Origin of the sequence: Citrobacter sp. MGH103 (assembly GCF_001034475.2) — a bacterium.
Lineage (GTDB): Bacteria > Pseudomonadota > Gammaproteobacteria > Enterobacterales > Enterobacteriaceae > Citrobacter > Citrobacter freundii.
In genome coordinates, this window is the sequence record NZ_CP073045.1 from 126,287 (window position 1) to 145,482 (window position 19,196).

A 19,196-nucleotide genomic window follows, 5' to 3' on the forward strand; every position below is an offset into this window, starting at 1 on the left:
CAGTTATGCTTTCTGGCCTGTAACAAAGGACATTAAGTAAAGACAGATAAACGTAGACTAAAACGTGGTCGCATCAGGGTGCTGGCTTTTCAAGTTCCTTAAGAATGGCCTCAATTTTCTCTATACACTCAGTTGGAACACGAGACCTGTCCAGGTTAAGCACCATTTTATCGCCCTTATACAATACTGTCGCTCCAGGAGCAAACTGATGTCGTGAGCTTAAACTAGTTCTTGATGCAGATGACGTTTTAAGCACAGAAGTTAAAAGAGTGATAACTTCTTCAGCTTCAAATATCACCCCAGCTTTTTTCTGCTCATGAAGGTTAGATGCCTGCTGCTTAAGTAATTCCTCTTTATCTGTAAAGGCTTTTTGAAGTGCATCACCTGACCGGGCAGATAGTTCACCGGGGTGAGAAAAAAGAGCAACAACTGATTTAGGCAATTTGGCTGTGTTGATACAGCGGGTAATAATCTTACGTGAAATATTTTCCGCATCAGCCAGCGCAGAAATATTTCCAGCAAATTCATTCTGCAATCGGCTTGCATAACGCTGACCACGTTCATAAGCACTTGTTGGGCGATAATCGTTACCCAATCTGGATAATGCAGCCATCTGCTCATCATCCAGCTCGCCAACCAGAACACGATAATCACTTTCGGTAAGTGCAGCAGCTTTACGACGGCGACTCCCATCGGCAATTTCTATGACACCAGATACTCTTCGACCGAACGCCGGTGTCTGTTGACCAGTCAGTAGAAAAGAAGGGATGAGATCATCCAGTGAGTCCTCAGTAAGCAGCTCCTGGTCACGTTCATTACCTGACCATACCCGAGAGGTCTTCTCAACACTATCACCCCGGAGCACTTCAAGAGTAAACTTCACATCCCGACCACATACAGGCAAAGTAATGGCATTACCGCGAGCCATTACTCCTACGCGCGCAATTAACGAATCCACCATCGGGGCAGCTGGTGTCGATAACGAAGTATCTCCAACCGGTTGAGTATTGAGCGTATGTTTTGGAATAACAGGCGCACGCTTCATTATCTAATCTCCCAGCGTGGTTTAATCAGACGATCGAAAATTTCATTGCAGACAGGTTCCCAAATAGAAAGAGCATTTCTCCAGGCACCAGTTGAAGAGCGTTGATCAATGGCCTGTTCAAAAACAGTTCTCATCCGGATCTGACCTTTACCAACTTCATCCGTTTCACGTACAACATTTTTTAGAACCATGCTTCCCCAGGCATCCCGAATTTGCTCCTCCATCCACGGGGACTGAGAGCCATTACTATTGCTGTATTTGGTAAGCAAAATACGTACATCAGGCTCGAACCCTTTAAGATCAACGTTCTTGAGCAGATCACGAAGCATATCGAAAAACTGCAGTGCGGAGGTGTAGTCAAACAACTCAGCAGGCGTGGGAACAATCAGCACATCAGCAGCACATACGACATTAATCGTGCCGATACCCAGGTTAGGCGCGCTGTCAATAACTATGACATCATAGTCATGAGCAACAGTTTCAATGGCCAGTCGGAGCATCAGGTGTGGATCGGTGGGCAGTTTACCTTCATCAAATTTGCCCATTAACTCAGTTTCAATACGGTGCAGAGCCAGACAGGAAGGAATAATGTCAAGCCCAGGCCAGCAAGTGGGCTTTATTGCATAAGTGACATCGTCCTTTTCCCCAAGATAGAAAGGCAGGAGAGTGTCTTCTGCATGAATATGAAGATCTGGTACCCATCCGTGATACATTGAGGCTGTTCCCTGGGGGTCGTTACCTTCCACGAGCAAAACACGTAGCCCCTTCAGAGCCAGATCCTGAGCAAGATGAACAGAAACTGAGGTTTTGTAAACGCCACCTTTATGGGCAGCAACCCCGATCACCGGTGGAAATACGTCTTCAGCACGTCGCAATCGCGTACCAAACACATCACGCATATGATTAATTTGTTCAATTGTATAACCAACACGTTGCTCAACCCGTCCTCGAATTTCCATATCCGGGTGCGGTAGTCGCCCTGCTTTCTCGGCATCTCTGATAGCCTGAGAAGAAACCCCAACTAAATCCGCTGCTTCACCTATTCTCCAGCGCCGGGTTATTTTCCTCGCTTCCGGGCTGTCATCATTAAACTGTGCAATGGCGATAGCCTTCGTCATTTCATGACCAGCGTTTATGCACTGGTTAAGTGTTTCCATGAGTTTCATTCTGAACATCCTTTAATCATTGCTTTGCGTTTTTTTATTAAATCTTGCAATTTACTGCAAAGCAACAACAAAATCGCAAAGTCATCAAAAAACCGCAAAGTTGTTTAAAATAAGAGCAACACTACAAAAGGAGATAAGAAGAGCACATACCTCAGTCACTTATTATCACTAGCGCTCGCCGCAGCCGTGTAACCGAGCATAGCGAGCGAACTGGCGAGGAAGCAAAGAAGAACTGTTCTGTCAGATAGCTCTTACGCTCAGCGCAAGAAGAAATATCCACCGTGGGAAAAACTCCAGGTAGAGGTACACACGCGGATAGCCAATTCAGAGTAATAAACTGTGATAATCAACCCTCATCAATGATGACGAACTAACCCCCGATATCAGGTCACATGACGAAGGGAAAGAGAAGGAAATCAACTGTGACAAACTGCCCTCAAATTTGGCTTCCTTAAAAATTACAGTTCAAAAAGTATGAGAAAATCCATGCAGGCTGAAGGAAACAGCAAAACTGTGACAAATTACCCTCAGTAGGTCAGAACAAATGTGACGAACCACCCTCAAATCTGTGACAGATAACCCTCAGACTATCCTGTCGTCATGGAAGTGATATCGCGGAAGGAAAATACGATATGAGTCGTCTGGCGGCCTTTCTTTTTCTCAATGTATGAGAGGCGCATTGGAGTTCTGCTGTTGATCTCATTAACACAGACCTGCAGGAAGCGGCGGCGGAAGTCAGGCATACGCTGGTAACTTTGAGGCAGCTGGTAACGCTCTATGATCCAGTCGATTTTCAGAGAGACGATGCCTGAGCCATCCGGCTTACGATACTGACACAGGGATTCGTATAAACGCATGGCATACGGATTGGTGATTTCTTTTGTTTCACTAAGCCGAAACTGCGTAAACCGGTTCTGTAACCCGATAAAGAAGGGAATGAGATATGGGTTGATATGTACACTGTAAAGCCCTCTGGATGGACTGTGCGCACGTTTGATAAACCAGGGAAAAGATTCATAGCCTTTTTCATCGCCGGCATCCTCTTCAGGGCGATAAAAAACCACTTCCTTCCCCGCGAAACTCTTCAATGCCTGCCGTATATCCTTACTGGCTTCCGCAGAGGTCAATCCGAATATTTCAGCATATTTAGCAACATGGATCTCGCAGATACCGTCATGTTCCTGTAGGGTGCCATCAGATTTTCTGATCTGGTCAACGAACAGATACAGCATACGTTTTTGATCCCGGGAGAGACTATATGCCGCCTCAGTGAGGTCGTTTGACTGGACGATTCGCGGGCTATTTTTACGTTTCTTGTGATTGATAACCGCTGTTTCCGCCATGACAGATCCATGTGAAGTGTGACAAGTTTTTAGATTGTCACACTAAATAAAAAAGAGTCAATAAGCAGGGATAACTTTGTGAAAAAACAGCTTCTTCTGAGGGCAATCTGTCACAGGGTTAAGGGCAATTTGTCACAGACAGGACTGTCATTTGAGGGTAATTTGTCACACTGAAAGGGCAATTTGTCACAACACCTTCTCTAGAACCAGCATGGATAAAGGCCTACAAGGCGCTCTAAAAAAGAAGATCTAAAAACTATAAAAAAAATAATTATAAAAATATCCCCGTGGATAAGTGGATAACCCCAAGGGAAGTTTTTTCAGGCATCGTGTGTAAGCAGAATATATAAGTGCTGTTCCCTGGTGCTTCCTCGCTCACTCGAGGGCTTCGCCCTGTCGCTCGACTGCGGCGAGCACTACTGGCTGTAAAAGGACAGACCACATCATGGTGCTGTGTTCATTAGGTTGTTCTGTCCATTGCTGACATAATCCGCTCCACTTCAACGTAACACCGCACGAAGATTTCTATTGTTCCTGAAGGCATATTCAAATCGTTTTCGTTACCGCTTGCAGGCATCATGACAGAACACTACTTCCTATAAACGCTACACAGGCTCCTGAGATTAATAATGCGGATCTCTACGATAATGGGAGATTTTCCCGACTGTTTCGTTCGCTTCTCAGTGGATAACAGCCAGCTTCTCTGTTTAACAGACAAAAACAGCATATCCACTCAGTTCCACATTTCCATATAAAGGCCAAGGCATTTATTCTCAGGATAATTGTTTCAGCATCGCAACCGCATCAGACTCCGGCATCGCAAACTGCACCCGGTGCCGGGCAGCCACATCCAGCGCAAAAACCTTCGTGTAGACTTCCGTTGAACTGATGGACTTATGTCCCATCAGGCTTTGCAGAACTTTCAGCGGTATACCGGCATACAGCATGTGCATCGCATAGGAATGGCGGAACGTATGTGGTGTGACCGGAACAGAGAACGTCACACCGTCAGCAGCAGCGGCGGCAACCGCCTCCCCAATCCAGGTCCTGACCGTTCTGTCCGTCACTTCCCAGATCCGCGCTTTCTCTGTCCTTCCTGTGCGACGGTTACGCCGCTCCATGGGTATTTTCAGTGTTGCCACCATCGTCTGCAGCTGGCTGACGTACCAGGAGTCAGAGAGCGGAACCAGCCGGTGAGTCTGCTGACCGGCGGGCATTCTCCCCGCCGTCCTGGCAGCTTTTTCGGTCCGTTGTTTCAGGGTCGCAAGCTGCACAAACGGATACGGAGGCGCAAGCGAAAAATCCCCCCGCGTCAGCGCCAGTGCTTCATTAATGCGTGCTCCGGTGTTCCACAGTGTGGCCAGCAGCATCTTGCGGTGCAGATCCGGGACGTAATGGAGCAGGGCACTCACTTCCGGAGCCAGCAGATATTTTGGCAGTTCATCATGGACCATCGACATCTGGCGAAGTGCCAGAGCTGCCGGATAATCAATGGCAACAGGCAGCGATGCAGGCTGCCCGGCAGAATACACTGCCGGTACCATGACTGCAGACTGGCTGTGTATAACGGAGCCTGACATTTATATTCCCCAGAACATCAGGTTAATGGCGTTTTTGATGTCATTTTCGCGGTGGCTGAGATCAGCCACTTCTTCCCCGATAACGGAGACCGGCACACTGGCCATATCGGTGGTCATCATGCGCCAGCTTTCATCCCCGATATGCACCACCGGGTAAAGTTCACGGGAGACTTTATCTGACAGCAGACGTGCACTGGCCAGGGGGATCACCATCCGTCGCCCGGGCGTGTCAATAATATCACTCTGTACATCCACAAACAGACGATAACGGCTCTCTCTTTTATAGGTGTAAACCTTAAACTGCATTTCACCAGTCCCTGTTCTCGTCAGCAAAAGAGCCGTTCATTTCAATAAACCGGGCGACCTCAGCCATCCCTTCCTGATTTTCCGCTTTCCAGCGTTCGGCACGCAGACGACGGGCTTCATTCTGCATGGTTGTGCTTACCAGACCGGAGATATTGACATCATATGCCTTGAGCAACTGATAGCTGTCGCTGTCAACTGTCACTGTAATACGCTGCTTCATAGCACACCTCTTTTTGACATACTTCGGGTATACATATCAGTATATATTCTTATGCCGCAAAAATCAGCGCGCAAATACGCATACTGCTATCTGGCTTTTAGTAAGCCTTATGTATTTTACCTTTCGTTATGTTAACCAATAAAAATTAAAATCTGACTTATAAAAACAAAGCGTAATTACCGCATTCCCGTTTCGTATGGATCCGACTTTATTTGAATAAACGACTTTCCGGAAGTGTACAACGCTGAGAAAATCATCATATCGCTGTTTTCCGCCCCTGCGCGGCGCATCACAGTCCAGAGATACAACACAACATATAGTGCCATGGGCAACTGTATGAGGCACTACATGCTGTGCTGACGGGATGTAACGCTGTGCGGAGGGAGAGGAAGATCCGTAACTTACTTTTTTCGGATCTCTGGAGAGGGGAAGAAGGATTTGTGCTGATGATGCAATACTAATGATATATTTTGAACTTAATTGCATTATTGCTTATCTGGCATTAATAACTGAAATACTTTGCATAATTATCAATGAAAGAACGAGGCTCATATTTCCCATGTAAATTATATGCCCTTGCAGAGAGCGAGACGGTAGTGAACTTGCGGCACTAATAATAAACTGTACCGACTCTTCCCGGGCACTGGAATGTTCAGATGTACGACAGAGCCCCGCGCCTTTTGCAATAAATAATTAAAGGACTGAACATGGCGACCACAGTAATAGCTGCCTTTAACGAATTTATGAAAGATACCGTGAATCTCAAAAAGGCAGATACCGATGACGCGCGTGCAAGTCGCGACTGGCTTATCGGTAAGATGAATGATTTTGAGAAGGACGATAAATTTCCGGTGAGTTTTCCAGCGATCCATATTGCCTTTGGCTCCTTTGCCAGAAGAACCAAAATCCGTCCGCTTGATGATATCGATCTGATGTTTGGCTTAACCGGGCAAGGTGCCACCTATACCATCCTGAGTGACCGGATAACTGTAACCTCCTCCGGAGAGGGGTCACGTCTGCACAGTTACCGCCATTCCGGAGCTGACACCGTCTGCTCCGTCAGAATTCTGAATGCCTTTAAAAACCGCCTGCAGGACATTGCCCAGTACGCCCAGGCTGATATCAGGCGTAACCAGGAAGCTGTCACGCTGAAACTGGTCAGCAAGGACTGGAATTTTGACATCGTCCCCTGCTTTATTACCAGCGAAGATGCCTTTGGACGGACTTACTACCTGATCCCCGATGGCAACGGCCACTGGAAGTTTACCGACCCCCGTAAAGACAGGGACAGAGTCACTACTATCAATGTGCAGAATAACGGCAATGTGCTCAATGTCATCAGAGCAGTCAAATACTGGCAGCGGCGACCGACGATGCCATCCATGAGTTCCTACCTGCTGGAAACGCTGATTCTGGACTATTACGCTGGCAGGACATCCTGCTCATCGTTTGTTGACATGGAGCTGGAAGCGCTTTTCCGCCACCTTGGTCAATCCGTGCGGTACTCTGTCAACGATCCCAAAGGCATACAGGGTGATATCAACTCACTTTCAGCCGAGGCACGTAAGGCGATATCGGACAGATGTTATCTCGATGCGCAAAAGGTATCGGAGGCGAGATGGTTTGAAAATAATAAAGAGTATGAAAAATCCATCAATAAATGGCGCGATGTGTTCGGGCCATTCTTTCCTGTTTACGGGTGAATCATGAATGCCATTTACACAAACCAGTCGACCAGAGAAAACATGGATTTACTGTATGCGCAGGCCCGTGTCTACGACAGGGTAAAAAACTGGAACAGACTGAATTTTCTCTTCAGCATCATCGTACCGCTCCTGCTTTCTTTCGTTACCGTATACAACCGGAGCCGGGAATTTGTCGATTCAGAGTTGTTGTCTTCGCTGTTGGGGTTATATGGACTCCTGGTGCTTACCTTTAACATTGTTATCAGTGGACACATCTCGGCTCTGCGCAGGAAGGCAGCCTCAATCCAGGAAATGTACGACTGCCGGGTACTTGGCATCCGGCGTAATGAACTGAAGGTGGAGGAGATCCCACGGGATGACATCATCCGGGAAGCTGCATATTTTAGAGACAGCCCGGAAAAAGCACGAAAGCGATTTGGCGAAGAGGGGTGGTACGTCAGTAAGGTGTATGACGCGCCGCAGGCCGTAATGGCGCTCCTTTGCCACGGAAAAAATCTCGGCTGGGACAAATCGCTCAGGGAGGTTCTGCACGTATTTTATCTTTCCGCTTTTATTGTCTCGCCTGTCGCGATGCTTGTTTACGGCATCGTCATGAAATCCGGGCTGAATGAGATCCTCTTCTATGTGGTGTTCACACTGCCGGTCATCCGCTATTTCTTGCTTCAGTTTCTGGATAATCGCAGCAGTATGAAAAGAAGCGAGAAGCTGAAAAAGTACGTTGAGAAGGAATTATCCGGCATAAGGGTGTCCGGAAGGGCAGAAGAAGAGCAACTGGCTTATACGCTCCGGAATATCCAAGATGAGATGTTTACCTACCGGGCCTCATGTCCGCCCGTACCCAACGGTATTCAGCTGATAATGAAGCCCAAAAATGAACGAATTTATGTTGATTACTTTGAAACAAATCTGAAGGAGCTGCACCTTCAGAAGTAATCCCTCCTTAGCTCCGGTGTAGGATTTACGTATGCCGGAGCACATCCGATAAACAATTCTTGGTTGCCTGAGTGTCAGCGTAAACCCATAGTCACCTTCGCCTCAGACGGTTAGTAACACAGGTAATGACTCCAACTTACTGATAGTGTTTTATGTTCAGATAATGCCCGATGACTTTGTCATGCAGCTCCACCGATTTTGAGAACGACAGCGACTTCCGTCCCAGCCGTGCCAGGTGCTGCCTCAGATTCAGGTTATGCCGCTCAATTCGCTGAGTGTAACGCTTGCTGATTACGTGCAGCTTTCCTTTCAGGCGGGATTCATACAGCGGCCAGCCATCCGTCATCCATATCACCACGTCAAAGGGTGACAGCAGGCTCATAAGACGCCCCAGCGTCGCCATAGTGCGTTCACCGAATACGTGCGCAACAACCGTCTTCCGGAGCCTGTCATACGCGTAAAACAGCCAGCGCTGGCGCGATTTAGCCCCGACGTATCCCCACTGTTCGTCCATTTCCGCGCAGACGATGACGTCACTGCCCGGCTGTATGCGCGAGGTTACCGACTGCGGCCTGAGTTTTTTAAGTGACGTAAAATCGTGTTGAGGCCAACGCCCATAATGCGGGCTGTTGCCCGGCATCCAACGCCATTCATGGCCATATCAATGATTTTCTGGTGCGTACCGGGTTGAGAAGCGGTGTAAGTGAACTGCAGTTGCCATGTTTTACGGCAGTGAGAGCAGAGATAGCGCTGATGTCCGGCAGTGCTTTTGCCGTTACGCACCACCCCGTCAGTAGCTGAACAGGAGGGACAGCTGATAGAAACAGAAGCCACAGGAGCACCTCAAAAACACCATCATACACTAAATCAGTAAGTTGGCAGCATCACCATCGCTGCCAATCCATTTCACCGAATACGGCGGGTTAGAAACGATGGCATCAAACGGTTTTTCATCTCTGAAGTGCGGTTCAGTCAGCGTATTGCCCAGCTTGATATCAAACTTGTCGTAGTTGATGTTGTGCAAAAACATGTTCATACGCGCCAGGTTATAGGTCGTATGGTTGATTTCCTGACCAAAAAAACCTTCTTCGATGATATGGTTATCAAACTGTTTTTTCGCCTGCAACAACAGTGAGCCGGAACCCGCTGCCGGGTCGTAGATTTTGTTAACGCTGGTCTGCCCGTGCATAGCCAGTTGTGCAATCAGCTTGGAGACGTGCTGCGGTGTAAAGAACTCACCGCCTGACTTACCGGCATTTGCCGCATAGTTAGAAATCAGGAACTCATAGGCATCACCGAACAGGTCAATCTGATGTTCGTTGAAGTCACCAAGTTTTAACCCTTCAACCCCTTTCAGAACCGCAGCCAGGCGGGCATTTTTATCTTTAACGGTGTTACCCAGGCGGTTACTGGTGGTATCGAAATCAGCAAACAAACCTTTGATGTCAGCTTCTGAAGGATAACCGTAAGCAGAACTTTCGATAGCAACGAAGATGCTGTTTAAATCTGCATTCAATCTGTCATTGGTATTTGCTTTCGCAGCTACGTTGCAGAAAAGCTGGCTTGGGTAGATGAAGTAGCCTTTGGTTTTGATGGCATCGTCTTTAATGTCATCAGTAATTACGCTGTCATCCAGTTTCGCATAACAGATACTGTCATCACCGGCTTCAATATAACTGGAAAAATTTTCGCTGATAAAACGGTAGAAAAGTGCGCCCAGAACGTATTGCTTAAAATCCCATCCATCGACCGAACCCCTGACATCGTTAGCAATTTGCCAGATTTGACGATGAAGCTCTGCACGTTGTTGAATACTTGTCATTTTCATCCACTTATTTCAGGCTTATGTAATTGGCGGTGATTCTACAGCAACTTGGATGCTTTAGCAGTTCGGACATTAGGCTACGAATGACCTGCCTAGAGGTTTGTTAAGCCGCAAAGTGCTGGTGCTTTATGCCTGTGAAGTTTATAATTGTGTACACATAACGAGTACACGAGGTGTTTATGCAATCCATTAACTTCCGTACCGCGCGCGGCAACCTTTCTGAAGTGCTCAACAATGTTGAGGCCGGGGAAGAGGTTGAAATCACCCGCAGAGGCCGTGAGCCAGCAGTAATTGTCAGCAAGGCTACTTTCGAAGCCTACAAAAAAGCGGCGCTGGATGCTGAATTTGCATCCCTGTTTGACACCCTGGACTCCACCAACAAGGAACTGGTTAACCGATAATGAGGCATATATCACCGGAAGAACTTATTGCGCTTCATGATGCGAATATAAACCGCTACGGCGGCCTGCCGGGAATGTCTGATCCGGGCAGGGCAGAGGCCATTATCGGGAGAGTTCAGGCCAGAGTTGCCTACGAAGAGATCACCGACCTTTTCGAAGTCTCCGCCACCTACCTGGTGGCTACAGCGAGAGGGCATATATTCAATGATGCCAATAAGCGTACCGCGCTAAACAGTGCGCTGTTATTTCTACGCCGTAACGGGGTGCAGGTATTTGATTCACCTGAACTGGCAGACCTTACCGTAGGGGCTGCGACCGGAGAGATATCTGTATCTTCTGTCGCCGACACGTTACGTAGATTGTATGGTTCTGCGGAGTAGATTAATGGCACGCAAATACAACAAATTGTCCCGTGAAGCGTTAAAGATGCTTCTTGATGGCGTGAGTCGCCGCGAGGTAAAGCAATACCTGGCTGGTAAGCAAATTGGTGCCAGGACCGCTATTGCTGTGTTATGCCGTCAGGAAATGGTTGTGCTTAAACAGAGAATGCCGGGCAGCAGATAAAGCCCAATCAGTGATGAAAGGTGTGATGTGAAAGCCGTAATTACTCCCTTTGTACAAAAAGAGCTTGGCGTCGCCACATTCAAAGTGGATCAGGAAGTCAGAAAGCTGGTGGAGGCTGGCCGTAAATTTATTATGGAGCCGGTGCCGCGTGAGTTAATCGAGCACATGGACGACGGCCTCGTTGTTTCCGAGCAAACTATGGCAACAAATGAGGCGTTGCAGCCGTTTTTTAACAGCGATGAACTGTTTCGCCGTATTGGTGGAATTGACTCGCTGGTAGCGTGGTTGCGCAGGAAAGAGGGGCAGGTCAGGCTGGGCCATGTCGTTCTCGCCGGACAGCAGGCTTACCATGAAAGCACTGGAAATGGCATGGGAAACCCGTGGTAAGCCCGTCGGGGTGATGTTCCACAGCGATCAAGGCAGTCATTATACGAGCAGGCAGTTCCGGCAGTTACTGTGGCGATACCGGATCAGGCAGAGTATGAGTCGGCGTGGAAACTGCTGGGATAACAGCCCAATGGAGCGCTTCTTCAGGAGTCTGAAGAACGAATGGGTGCCAGCGACGGGCTATGTAAGTTTCAGCGATGCAGCTCACGCCATAACGGACTATATCGTTGGATATTACAGCGCACTAAGACCGCACGAATATAATGGTGGGTTACCACCAAACGAATCAGAAAACCGATACTGGAAAAACTCTAACGCGGTGGCCAGTTTTAGTTGACCACAACACAAAATCAATTAATCGAACATGAGTATGCTTGGTCACCCATTGTTCTTGCTCCATTACCGAGTATTCAACAGGCACACCTTCGATTAAATATTGGTGAAAGAGTTTGTTGTTTTTAATCAGTACAGGCGTTTGCGGTGTGGCAACGATTTTCGCTACTTCGATTAAGGTGTCACTGGGCACATTTGGGTTTAAGGTTTCCAAGGCAGAGACTAAACGCGCCTGTAGCGTGACTTGCTGATAGTTTTCACGTTCAGGCATATCACCATCTGGTGCGATGTCATAGCCATTTTGGTATTGGTAACCTAGCTCTTTAAACCAATCGAGGCATTGTTGTTCTAGGGAAGGTGCGAATAAGCGGGGAAATTCTTCTCGGCTGACTCAGTCATTTCATTTCTTCATGTTTGAGCCGATTTTTTCTCCCGTAAATGCCTTGAATCAGCCTATTTAGACCGTTTCTTCGCCATTTAAGGCGTTATCCCCAGTTTTTAGTGAGATCTCTCCCACTGACGTATCATTTGGTCCGCCCGAAACAGGTTGGCCAGCGTGAATAACATCGCCAGTTGGTTATCGTTTTTCAGCAACCCCTTGTATCTGGCTTTCACGAAGCCGAACTGTCGCTTGATGATGCGAAATGGGTGCTCCACCTTGGCCCGGATGCTGGCTTTCATGTATTCGATGTTGATGGCCGTTTTGTTCTTGCGTGGATGCTGTTTCAAGGTTCTTACCTTGCCGGGGCGCTCGGCGATCAGCCAGTCCACATCCACCTCGGCCAGCTCCTCGCGCTGTGGCGCCCCTTGGTAGCCGGCATCGGCTGAGACAAATTGCTCCTCTCCATGCAGCAGATTACCCAGCTGATTGAGGTCATGCTCGTTGGCCGCGGTGGTGACCAGGCTGTGGGTCAGGCCACTCTTGGCATCGACACCAATGTGGGCCTTCATGCCAAAGTGCCACTGATTGCCTTTCTTGGTCTGATGCATCTCCGGATCGCGTTGCTGCTCTTTGTTCTTGGTCGAGCTGGGTGCCTCAATGATGGTGGCATCGACCAAGGTGCCTTGAGTCATCATGACGCCTGCTTCGGCCAGCCAGCGACTGATGGTCTTGAACAATTGGCGGGCCAGTTGATGCTGCTCCAGCAGGTGGCGGAAATTCATGATGGTGGTGCGGTCCGGCAAGGCGCTATCCAGGGATAACCGGGCAAACAGACGCATGGAGGCGATTTCGTACAGAGCATCTTCCATCGCGCCATCGCTCAGGTTGTACCAATGCTGCATGCAGTGAATGCGTAGCATGGTTTCCAGCGGATAAGGTCGCCGGCCATTACCAGCCTTGGGGTAAAACGGCTCGATGACTTCCACCATGTTTTGCCATGGCAGAATCTGCTCCATGCGGGACAAGAAAATCTCTTTTCTGGTCTGACGGCGCTTACTGCTGAATTCACTGTCGGCGAAGGTAAGTTGATGACTCATGATGAACCCTGTTCTATGGCTCCAGATGACAAACATGATCTCATATCAGGGACTTGTTCGCACCTTCCGGAGGCGTTATGAGCTGGCGGCCCTTTTTGTATCTGATTATTAATCCCCACCCGCTATTAAGCGCCCGGCGCGGGCATCTGCGTCTGGTGCAGGGTTGACTTTGCATTCTGTTAACAAACGCGGTATAACAAACCTTCTTTGGATGTTTAGATGTCCATACGTTTAGAAGGTTATATGCAAACAACACAACAAAATGCGCCACTGAAGCGCACAATGAAAACGCGTCACCTGATTATGCTTTCCTTGGGCGGCGTGATTGGCACAGGATTATTCTTCAATACCGGGTACATCATTTCCACCACTGGAGCGGCGGGAACGCTGCTGGCCTATCTGATTGGTGCGCTGGTGGTCTGGCTGGTTATGCAGTGTCTGGGCGAGCTGTCGGTCGCGATGCCGGAGACCGGAGCGTTTCACGTTTATGCCGCGCGCTATCTTGGTCCGGCTACCGGGTATACCGTGGCCTGGCTTTACTGGCTGACCTGGACCGTGGCGCTGGGTTCGAGCTTTACCGCCGCTGGATTCTGTATGCAGTACTGGTTTCCACAGGTGCCGGTATGGGTCTGGTGCGTGGTGTTCTGCGCGATTATTTTTGGTCTGAATGTTATCTCCACGCGCTTTTTTGCCGAAGGGGAGTTCTGGTTCTCGCTGGTCAAAGTGGTCACTATCATCGCCTTTATCATCCTCGGTGGGGCGGCGATTTTCGGCTTTATTCCGATGCAGGATGGCTCGCCCGCGCCGGGGCTGAGTAATATCACGGCAGAAGGCTGGTTCCCGCACGGTGGCTTACCGATTTTGATGACTATGGTGGCAGTGAACTTTGCTTTTTCGGGTACCGAGCTTATCGGCATTGCCGCCGGTGAAACGGAAAACCCGCGCAAAGTTATCCCGGTAGCGATTCGTACTACCATCGCGCGACTGATTATTTTCTTTATCGGCACCGTGTTTGTGCTGGCAGCGCTGATCCCGATGCAGCAGGCGGGCGTGGAGAAAAGCCCGTTTGTGCTGGTATTTGAGAAAGTAGGGATCCCGTACGCCGCTGATATTTTTAACTTCGTGATCCTGACGGCTATTCTTTCTGCAGCGAACTCCGGGTTATATGCCTCCGGGCGCATGCTGTGGTCGTTGTCGAATGAACGTACGCTACCGGCCTGTTTTGCGCGAGTAACGAAAAACGGCGTGCCACTGACGGCGCTGTCGGTCAGTATGCTCGGTGGTGTGCTGGCGCTGTTTTCCAGCGTGGTGGCCCCGGACACGGTATTTGTTGCGCTGTCGGCAATCTCCGGGTTTGCGGTGGTAGCGGTGTGGCTGAGTATCTGCGCCTCGCATTTTGTTTTTCGTCGCCGTCATCTGCAACAAGGTAAGGCATTGAGTGAATTACATTATCGCGCGCCGTGGTATCCGCTGGTGCCAGTATTAGGTTTTGTGCTGTGCCTGGTGGCCTGTGTTGGGCTGGCATTCGATCCAGCGCAGAGAATTGCGTTGTGGTGCGGGTTACCGTTTGTTGCGTTGTGCTATGGTGCTTATTTCCTTACTCAACCCCGAAACGCAAAACAGGAGCCAGAACATGTCGCAGAATAATCCGTTACGCGCTCTTCTTGATAAACAGGATATCCTGCTGCTGGATGGCGCGATGGCGACGGAGCTGGAAGCGCGAGGGTGTAACTTAGCCGACAGCCTGTGGTCAGCCAAAGTGCTGGTAGAAAACCCGGAGCTTATCCGCGAAGTGCATCTTGATTACTACCGGGCGGGGGCGCAATGCGCGATCACTGCCAGCTATCAGGCGACGCCGGCGGGCTTCGCCGCGCGAGGTCTGGATGAAGCGCAGTCGAAAGCGCTGATTGGCAAAAGCGTGGAGCTGGCGCGTAAAGCCCGTGAAGCGTATCTGGCAGAGAACCCGCAGGCGGGAACGCTTCTGGTGGCGGGATCCGTCGGGCCTTACGGCGCGTATCTGGCGGATGGCTCTGAATACCGTGGCGATTATCATTGTAGCGTTGAGGCATTTCAGGCGTTTCATCGCCCGCGCGTGGAAGCCTTGCTGGATGCCGGGGCCGATCTGCTGGCCTGCGAAACCCTGCCGAATTTTTCCGAGATTGAGGCGTTGGCCAAGCTGTTGACCGCATATCCGCGTGCGCGGGCGTGGTTCTCATTTACCCTGCGCGACAGCGAACACCTGAGCGACGGTACGCCGCTGCGTGACGTGGTTGCGTTGCTGGCGGGTTATCCGCAGGTGGTGGCGCTAGGCATTAACTGTATTGCGCTGGAAAACACCACCGCTGCGTTGCAGCATTTACACGGTTTAACGGTGCTGCCGCTGGTGGTGTATCCGAACTCGGGCGAGCATTACGATGCCGTGAGCAAAACCTGGCATCATCACGGTGAACATTGCGCGCAGCTGGCGGATTATCTGCCGCAGTGGCAGGCCGCTGGCGCACGGTTGATTGGCGGGTGCTGTCGCACCACGCCTGCGGATATCGCCGCGTTAAAAGCGCGAAGCTGAGGGTTTATCGGGTCTACATCGTTCATTGTAGGCCTGATAAGCGCAGCGCATCAGGCATTGCCGGATGGCGGCACAAGCGCCTTATCCGGCCTACAAAACCACAAAACGTTATGCCGCATCCGCCAGAACAAACATGCCGTACGGATGGATTTCAAGATAATACTGCTCGCCGACGTCCGGTTGCAGACGCGTAGCGTTGACCTGCAATAATATCTCCTGCCCGTGCCATTCCACCGTCACTTCATACTGCGGCCCCATATAGGCGACATGGCGGATCACGCAGCGCTGGCTCTCTTCGCCGCGATCGCTGAGCGTGATCGCTTCCGGGCGCACACCGACCATCCCTTCACCCTGTGTACCAAAGTGCAGCGGGCGCGGCAGATGATAGCCGTAGATATCAACGTATCCGTCGCTGAAGGTTGCCGGGAACAGGTTGGCGGTAATGACTCCAACTTATTGATAGTGTTTTATGTTCAGATAATGCCCGATGACTTTGTCATGCTGCTCCACCGATTTTGAGAACGACAGCGACTTCCGTCCCAGCCGTGCCAGGTGCTGCCTCAGATTCAGGTTATGCCGCTCAATTCGCTGCGTATATCGCTTGCTGATTACGTGCAGCTTTCCCTTCAGGCGGGATTCATACAGCGGCCAGCCATCCGTCATCCATATCACCACGTCAAAGGGTGACAGCAGGCTCATAAGACGCCCCAGCGTCGCCATAGTGCGTTCACCGAATACGTGCGCAACAACCGTCTTCCGGAGCCTGTCATACGCGTAAAACAGCCAGCGCTGGCGCGATTTAGCCCCGACGTATCCCCACTGTTCGTCCATTTCCGCGCAGACGATGACGTCACTGCCCGGCTGTATGCGCGAGGTTACCGACTGCGGCCTGAGTTTTTTAAATGGCGGAAAATCGTGTTGAGGCCAACGCCCATAATGCGGGCGGTTGCCCGGCATCCAACGCCATTCATGGCCATATCAATGATTTTCTGGTGCGTACCGGGTTGAGAAGCGGTGTAAGTGAACTGCAGTTGCCATGTTTTACGGCAGTGAGAGCAGAGATAGCGCTGATGTCCGGCAGTGCTTTTGCCGTTACGCACCACCCCGTCAGTAGCTGAACAGGAGGGACAGCTGATAGAAACAGAAGCCACAGGAGCACCTCAAAAACACCATCATACACTAAATCAGTAAGTTGGCAGCATCACCGTACAAATGATAATGTTCCAGGCTTGCTTTCCCTGATAACTGCACATCTCAAAGACCTGCCTGATGATGGAAGAAATGAAGATGTGTTTAAAATGTTGAGATCATCTGCCGCAATACTTCATGGGATCAATAACCTGCGTAACAATTACAGCATGGCCCATCCTACTGAAACTTTGCTGAATGAAGCCGATGCCCGTTTTGCCATAAATCTGGTTCGTTCCATCATGACTTATGTTGATGAGTTGCTTTAGTTTTAATAAAAATATGAGACTCACAGCGAACAGATAGAACTTCAACGAAGAAGTGAAGTACGGCCAGAATTTCGAGCTCTGGCCCTCCGGAAGATGCCGGACAGACGCATCATCCCGTCGTGGCCGCTTCCATTTTTGTGTGTACTCAACCTGCCGGATCAGGATGGCGGCAGGATTTGCACCCGATGTTCCAGCCGCCTTGCCTCTTCCTGATCCCGGTATTCCCTCGCCTTTTTCATCATTTCTGCCGTTGGCTCCTGCAGTTTGTCGAGAAACTCCTTAGATCGTTTAGCCACCGACTGAAGGGAGACACTGTCCGTCCTGCCGGTATTGCGATTGGTGTAAACCAGGCGGGTAAGGGGGTCTGGTTAACTCCTTCCCTTCCATAAAGCGTTTGAAGATCCAGAGATATATATCAACCAGCTCCAGCCCTGCACTTTTTGTACCCGACTGGAAAACCAGCGTTCAGCCGGCATGTTCGTCACATCCATGACCGGTAAACCGGGACCGTGTACCCACGGCATCTCACGTATCTGGTAATAGAACTCCCTCAGCTCCCGCTGGGTGGTGTTGAACTGTGACTGCTGGTCCACAACGATGTCGGCTTTGCGATTTGGTGCTCCCAGGCGGGAACAGATACCGCGCAATACGAACTGAAATCCAACCATATTGGGCATGATCTGCAGCTTTTGTTTACCGGTTTTGCAGTTATATCCCAGTTCGTCAAAGTGGGTCATCGCCCAGGACAACGCATCGGTAATCAATTCAATGTAACGGCGGTCCCCTAGGGTATGAACGCGCGCAAGCAGCTCACTGCAGACCTCACTGAACAGAGATGAGGACCTTCCATCATGGGCTTCGAGGCGGGCACACCACGCTTTTTCAGCCAGTTCATTATCGAACAGGCTTGCCAGATTCAGTAGCAGCGGGTAACGAAAGGGGGTCCAGTAGGCAACCCTGGGCACTGCAGGATTCATCCCCTGATCGAAGAACGAAATAATGGCGTGATCCCGTTTAACGACCTGCCAGACATCAAACCGTATCCGGTGCTTCTTCTGCAGGACAAGCAGCGTATCAACCACCTCATCAAGGCGGTGCATGCCAAGCTCTGCGGCGTGCAGACGCTGTACTTGTCAACGCCACGATCTTTGACCGTCTTATATCGACAGAGTTATCCGGCATGGTGTCAATCCGTTCACAATTTTTCCATCGGAGCAGCCTACCACCGGTGATAACCAGACTTTGCCTGTAGTTTGTATACACAATCCCTGGCATTGAAACACACATATGAAGTGTACTTCGGATATGACCGTACGCTCAGGAAGTACGGCAGATTCCGTCAAAAATTACCTGTAAAGACAGACATCAGAAAAACAGTGCTCGCCGCAGACCGGTGACCGGGCGAAGCCCGCGAACCGGCGAGGAAGCGCAATGGATCTGTAGTTACAGTGAGCAGGTACGCCCTGAAGCCTTCATAATCGGTAGTGTATGCTGTTTTTCTGGAATGATTTATCCACATATCCGGAGGCCCGATCCAGTAAACAGATCCATGAATGATCAACAAAGGATCCATTAAAGATCCCCATATCTCTGCAAACCTTGTCACTCATGGGCCGGGACTACGATCACATAAGCTGTGGCATGTTACTGATAAACTGTAACATGCTAATGATAAGCTGTATTCAGTAATCCATATACTGAAGTAAGTTAATGACATAAACTATGGTCAGTATGCCAGACTCAGTTGTTAAATACAGGCTGCAGGTTTTTCTTCAGTCAGTTAGCGGAGTTCTGACACACGATTTTCTGTTTATTCTTTTACTGTCCACAGGCTGGAGGCTTTCTGGAAAACGAAAATTCAGACATCAAAAAACTGTTCGGCGAG

Annotated in this window: 17 protein-coding genes and 6 pseudogenes; 10 read left to right on the top strand and 13 right to left on the bottom strand. The window is 49.8% G+C overall.

Annotated features, from left to right (window positions below; translation table 11 throughout):
* Positions 1-73: 73 nt before the first annotated feature.
* The 6 genes from SK33_RS26180 to ccdA form a co-directional block, all read right to left on the bottom strand.
* Positions 74-1,045, bottom strand: coding sequence for a ParB/RepB/Spo0J family plasmid partition protein (locus SK33_RS26180; protein ID WP_000817036.1), 972 nt, complete (start codon positions 1,043-1,045; stop codon positions 74-76).
* Positions 1,045-2,211 carry a plasmid-partitioning protein SopA gene (gene sopA / locus SK33_RS26185; RefSeq protein ID WP_000772446.1) on the bottom strand — a complete coding sequence of 389 codons (1,167 nt, stop codon included), beginning with the start codon at positions 2,209-2,211 and terminating at the stop codon, positions 1,045-1,047. Before sopA ends, SK33_RS26180 begins: the two co-directional genes overlap by 1 nt.
* Positions 2,212-2,798: 587 nt before the next feature.
* Complete coding sequence (gene repE, locus SK33_RS26190) at positions 2,799-3,554, bottom strand: replication initiation protein RepE (RefSeq protein ID WP_000852146.1); 756 nt, start codon at positions 3,552-3,554, stop codon at positions 2,799-2,801.
* 773 nt (positions 3,555-4,327) lie between these two features.
* Entirely contained in the window at positions 4,328-5,134 is an 807-nt protein-coding gene (locus SK33_RS26195; RefSeq protein ID WP_000016982.1) for a site-specific integrase, read from the bottom strand.
* Positions 5,135-5,440, bottom strand: coding sequence for a type II toxin-antitoxin system toxin CcdB (ccdB, locus tag SK33_RS26200; RefSeq protein ID WP_001159868.1), 306 nt, complete (start codon positions 5,438-5,440; stop codon positions 5,135-5,137).
* A gap of 1 nt (position 5,441) precedes the next feature.
* On the bottom strand, positions 5,442-5,660 hold the full coding sequence (gene ccdA / locus SK33_RS26205) for a type II toxin-antitoxin system antitoxin CcdA (protein WP_000813634.1): 219 nt from the start codon (positions 5,658-5,660) through the stop codon (positions 5,442-5,444).
* Between the two features lie 707 nt (positions 5,661-6,367).
* Here ccdA and SK33_RS26210 point away from each other — a divergent pair.
* Both SK33_RS26210 and SK33_RS26215 read left to right on the top strand, forming a co-directional pair.
* Positions 6,368-7,363 carry an SMODS domain-containing nucleotidyltransferase gene (locus tag SK33_RS26210; protein ID WP_000246636.1) on the top strand — a complete coding sequence of 332 codons (996 nt, stop codon included), beginning with the start codon at positions 6,368-6,370 and terminating at the stop codon, positions 7,361-7,363.
* Positions 7,364-7,366: 3 nt separating this feature from the next.
* Entirely contained in the window at positions 7,367-8,299 is a 933-nt protein-coding gene (locus SK33_RS26215) for an S-4TM family putative pore-forming effector (protein ID WP_000991832.1), read from the top strand.
* Between the two features lie 136 nt (positions 8,300-8,435).
* On the opposite strand, the gene SK33_RS26220 is transcribed toward SK33_RS26215, so the two are convergent.
* Positions 8,436-9,133 (bottom strand): IS1-like element IS1A family transposase gene (locus SK33_RS26220; protein WP_103215986.1). Its coding sequence is split into 2 segments (ribosomal slippage): positions 8,436-8,884 and positions 8,884-9,133, totalling 699 coding nucleotides; the frame shifts between segments, so codons are not numbered across the junction.
* Positions 9,134-9,188: 55 nt separating this feature from the next.
* Positions 9,189-10,121 (bottom strand): annotated as a pseudogene (locus tag SK33_RS26225) (type I restriction-modification system subunit M); the annotation flags it as partial.
* 182 nt (positions 10,122-10,303) lie between these two features.
* Here SK33_RS26225 and SK33_RS26230 point away from each other — a divergent pair.
* The 5 genes and pseudogenes from SK33_RS26230 to SK33_RS26250 all read left to right on the top strand — a co-directional run.
* On the top strand, positions 10,304-10,525 hold the full coding sequence (locus tag SK33_RS26230) for a type II toxin-antitoxin system Phd/YefM family antitoxin (RefSeq protein WP_001190712.1): 222 nt from the start codon (positions 10,304-10,306) through the stop codon (positions 10,523-10,525).
* Complete coding sequence (locus SK33_RS26235; RefSeq protein ID WP_001216034.1) at positions 10,525-10,905, top strand: type II toxin-antitoxin system death-on-curing family toxin; 381 nt, start codon at positions 10,525-10,527, stop codon at positions 10,903-10,905. The genes SK33_RS26230 and SK33_RS26235 overlap by 1 nt, the downstream gene beginning before the upstream one ends.
* Before the next feature lie 4 nt (positions 10,906-10,909).
* Complete coding sequence (locus tag SK33_RS26240) at positions 10,910-11,089, top strand: hypothetical protein (protein WP_001513661.1); 180 nt, start codon at positions 10,910-10,912, stop codon at positions 11,087-11,089.
* A gap of 27 nt (positions 11,090-11,116) precedes the next feature.
* A pseudogene (locus tag SK33_RS26245) lies at positions 11,117-11,395 on the top strand (pdcB); the annotation flags it as partial.
* 4 nt (positions 11,396-11,399) lie between these two features.
* Positions 11,400-11,813: pseudogene (locus SK33_RS26250) on the top strand (DDE-type integrase/transposase/recombinase); the annotation flags it as partial.
* 9 nt (positions 11,814-11,822) lie between these two features.
* On the opposite strand, the pseudogene SK33_RS26255 reads toward SK33_RS26250, so the two are convergent.
* Positions 11,823-12,161: pseudogene (locus SK33_RS26255) on the bottom strand (type I restriction endonuclease); the annotation flags it as partial.
* A gap of 146 nt (positions 12,162-12,307) precedes the next feature.
* Positions 12,308-13,288, bottom strand: a complete 981-nt coding sequence (locus tag SK33_RS26260) for an IS5-like element IS5 family transposase (RefSeq protein WP_000019407.1) — start codon at positions 13,286-13,288, stop codon at positions 12,308-12,310.
* A 243-nt stretch (positions 13,289-13,531) separates the two neighbouring features.
* On the opposite strand from SK33_RS26260, the gene mmuP reads away from it, so the two are divergent.
* Complete coding sequence (mmuP, locus tag SK33_RS26265; protein ID WP_001373486.1) at positions 13,532-14,935, top strand: S-methylmethionine permease; 1,404 nt, start codon at positions 13,532-13,534, stop codon at positions 14,933-14,935.
* Positions 14,922-15,854 (top strand): homocysteine S-methyltransferase, encoded by a 933-nt coding sequence (gene mmuM / locus SK33_RS26270; protein WP_023143441.1) that lies wholly within the window; start codon positions 14,922-14,924, stop codon positions 15,852-15,854. The genes mmuP and mmuM overlap by 14 nt, the downstream gene beginning before the upstream one ends.
* 108 nt (positions 15,855-15,962) lie before the next feature.
* Here the strand turns inward: mmuM and SK33_RS26275 are convergent.
* Together SK33_RS26275 and SK33_RS26280 are read right to left on the bottom strand one after the other, a co-directional pair.
* Positions 15,963-16,292 (bottom strand): annotated as a pseudogene (locus SK33_RS26275) (TOBE domain-containing protein); the annotation flags it as partial.
* Positions 16,293-16,307: 15 nt separating this feature from the next.
* Positions 16,308-17,005, bottom strand: a protein-coding gene (locus SK33_RS26280) for an IS1-like element IS1B family transposase (protein WP_223293341.1) whose coding sequence is annotated in 2 segments (ribosomal slippage) — positions 16,308-16,756 and positions 16,756-17,005 — 699 coding nt in all. Because the reading frame shifts where the segments join, the coding sequence is not laid out codon by codon here.
* 147 nt (positions 17,006-17,152) lie between these two features.
* Between SK33_RS26280 and SK33_RS26605 the strand changes: the two genes are divergently transcribed.
* Complete coding sequence (locus tag SK33_RS26605) at positions 17,153-17,311, top strand: abortive infection family protein (RefSeq protein WP_228955855.1); 159 nt, start codon at positions 17,153-17,155, stop codon at positions 17,309-17,311.
* A 158-nt stretch (positions 17,312-17,469) separates the two neighbouring features.
* On the opposite strand, the pseudogene SK33_RS26290 reads toward SK33_RS26605, so the two are convergent.
* A pseudogene (locus tag SK33_RS26290) lies at positions 17,470-18,441 on the bottom strand (DUF3800 domain-containing protein); the annotation flags it as partial.
* Positions 18,442-19,196: the final 755 nt, after the last annotated feature.

Excerpts from the sequence above, each read along its gene's own strand:
- SK33_RS26180 (WP_000817036.1), bottom strand. The coding sequence starts at position 1,045 with ATGAAGCGTGCGCCTGTTATTCCAAAACATACGCTCAATACTCAACCG.
- sopA (WP_000772446.1), bottom strand. The coding sequence starts at position 2,211 with ATGAAACTCATGGAAACACTTAACCAGTGCATAAACGCTGGTCATGAA.
- repE (WP_000852146.1), bottom strand. The coding sequence starts at position 3,554 with ATGGCGGAAACAGCGGTTATCAATCACAAGAAACGTAAAAATAGCCCG.
- SK33_RS26195 (WP_000016982.1), bottom strand. The coding sequence starts at position 5,134 with ATGTCAGGCTCCGTTATACACAGCCAGTCTGCAGTCATGGTACCGGCA.
- ccdB (WP_001159868.1), bottom strand. The coding sequence starts at position 5,440 with ATGCAGTTTAAGGTTTACACCTATAAAAGAGAGAGCCGTTATCGTCTG.
- ccdA (WP_000813634.1), bottom strand. The coding sequence starts at position 5,660 with ATGAAGCAGCGTATTACAGTGACAGTTGACAGCGACAGCTATCAGTTG.
- SK33_RS26210 (WP_000246636.1), top strand. The coding sequence starts at position 6,368 with ATGGCGACCACAGTAATAGCTGCCTTTAACGAATTTATGAAAGATACC.
- SK33_RS26215 (WP_000991832.1), top strand. The coding sequence starts at position 7,367 with ATGAATGCCATTTACACAAACCAGTCGACCAGAGAAAACATGGATTTA.
- SK33_RS26230 (WP_001190712.1), top strand. The coding sequence starts at position 10,304 with ATGCAATCCATTAACTTCCGTACCGCGCGCGGCAACCTTTCTGAAGTG.
- SK33_RS26235 (WP_001216034.1), top strand. The coding sequence starts at position 10,525 with ATGAGGCATATATCACCGGAAGAACTTATTGCGCTTCATGATGCGAAT.
- SK33_RS26240 (WP_001513661.1), top strand. The coding sequence starts at position 10,910 with ATGGCACGCAAATACAACAAATTGTCCCGTGAAGCGTTAAAGATGCTT.
- SK33_RS26260 (WP_000019407.1), bottom strand. The coding sequence starts at position 13,288 with ATGAGTCATCAACTTACCTTCGCCGACAGTGAATTCAGCAGTAAGCGC.
- mmuP (WP_001373486.1), top strand. The coding sequence starts at position 13,532 with ATGCAAACAACACAACAAAATGCGCCACTGAAGCGCACAATGAAAACG.
- mmuM (WP_023143441.1), top strand. The coding sequence starts at position 14,922 with ATGTCGCAGAATAATCCGTTACGCGCTCTTCTTGATAAACAGGATATC.
- SK33_RS26605 (WP_228955855.1), top strand. The coding sequence starts at position 17,153 with ATGTTGAGATCATCTGCCGCAATACTTCATGGGATCAATAACCTGCGT.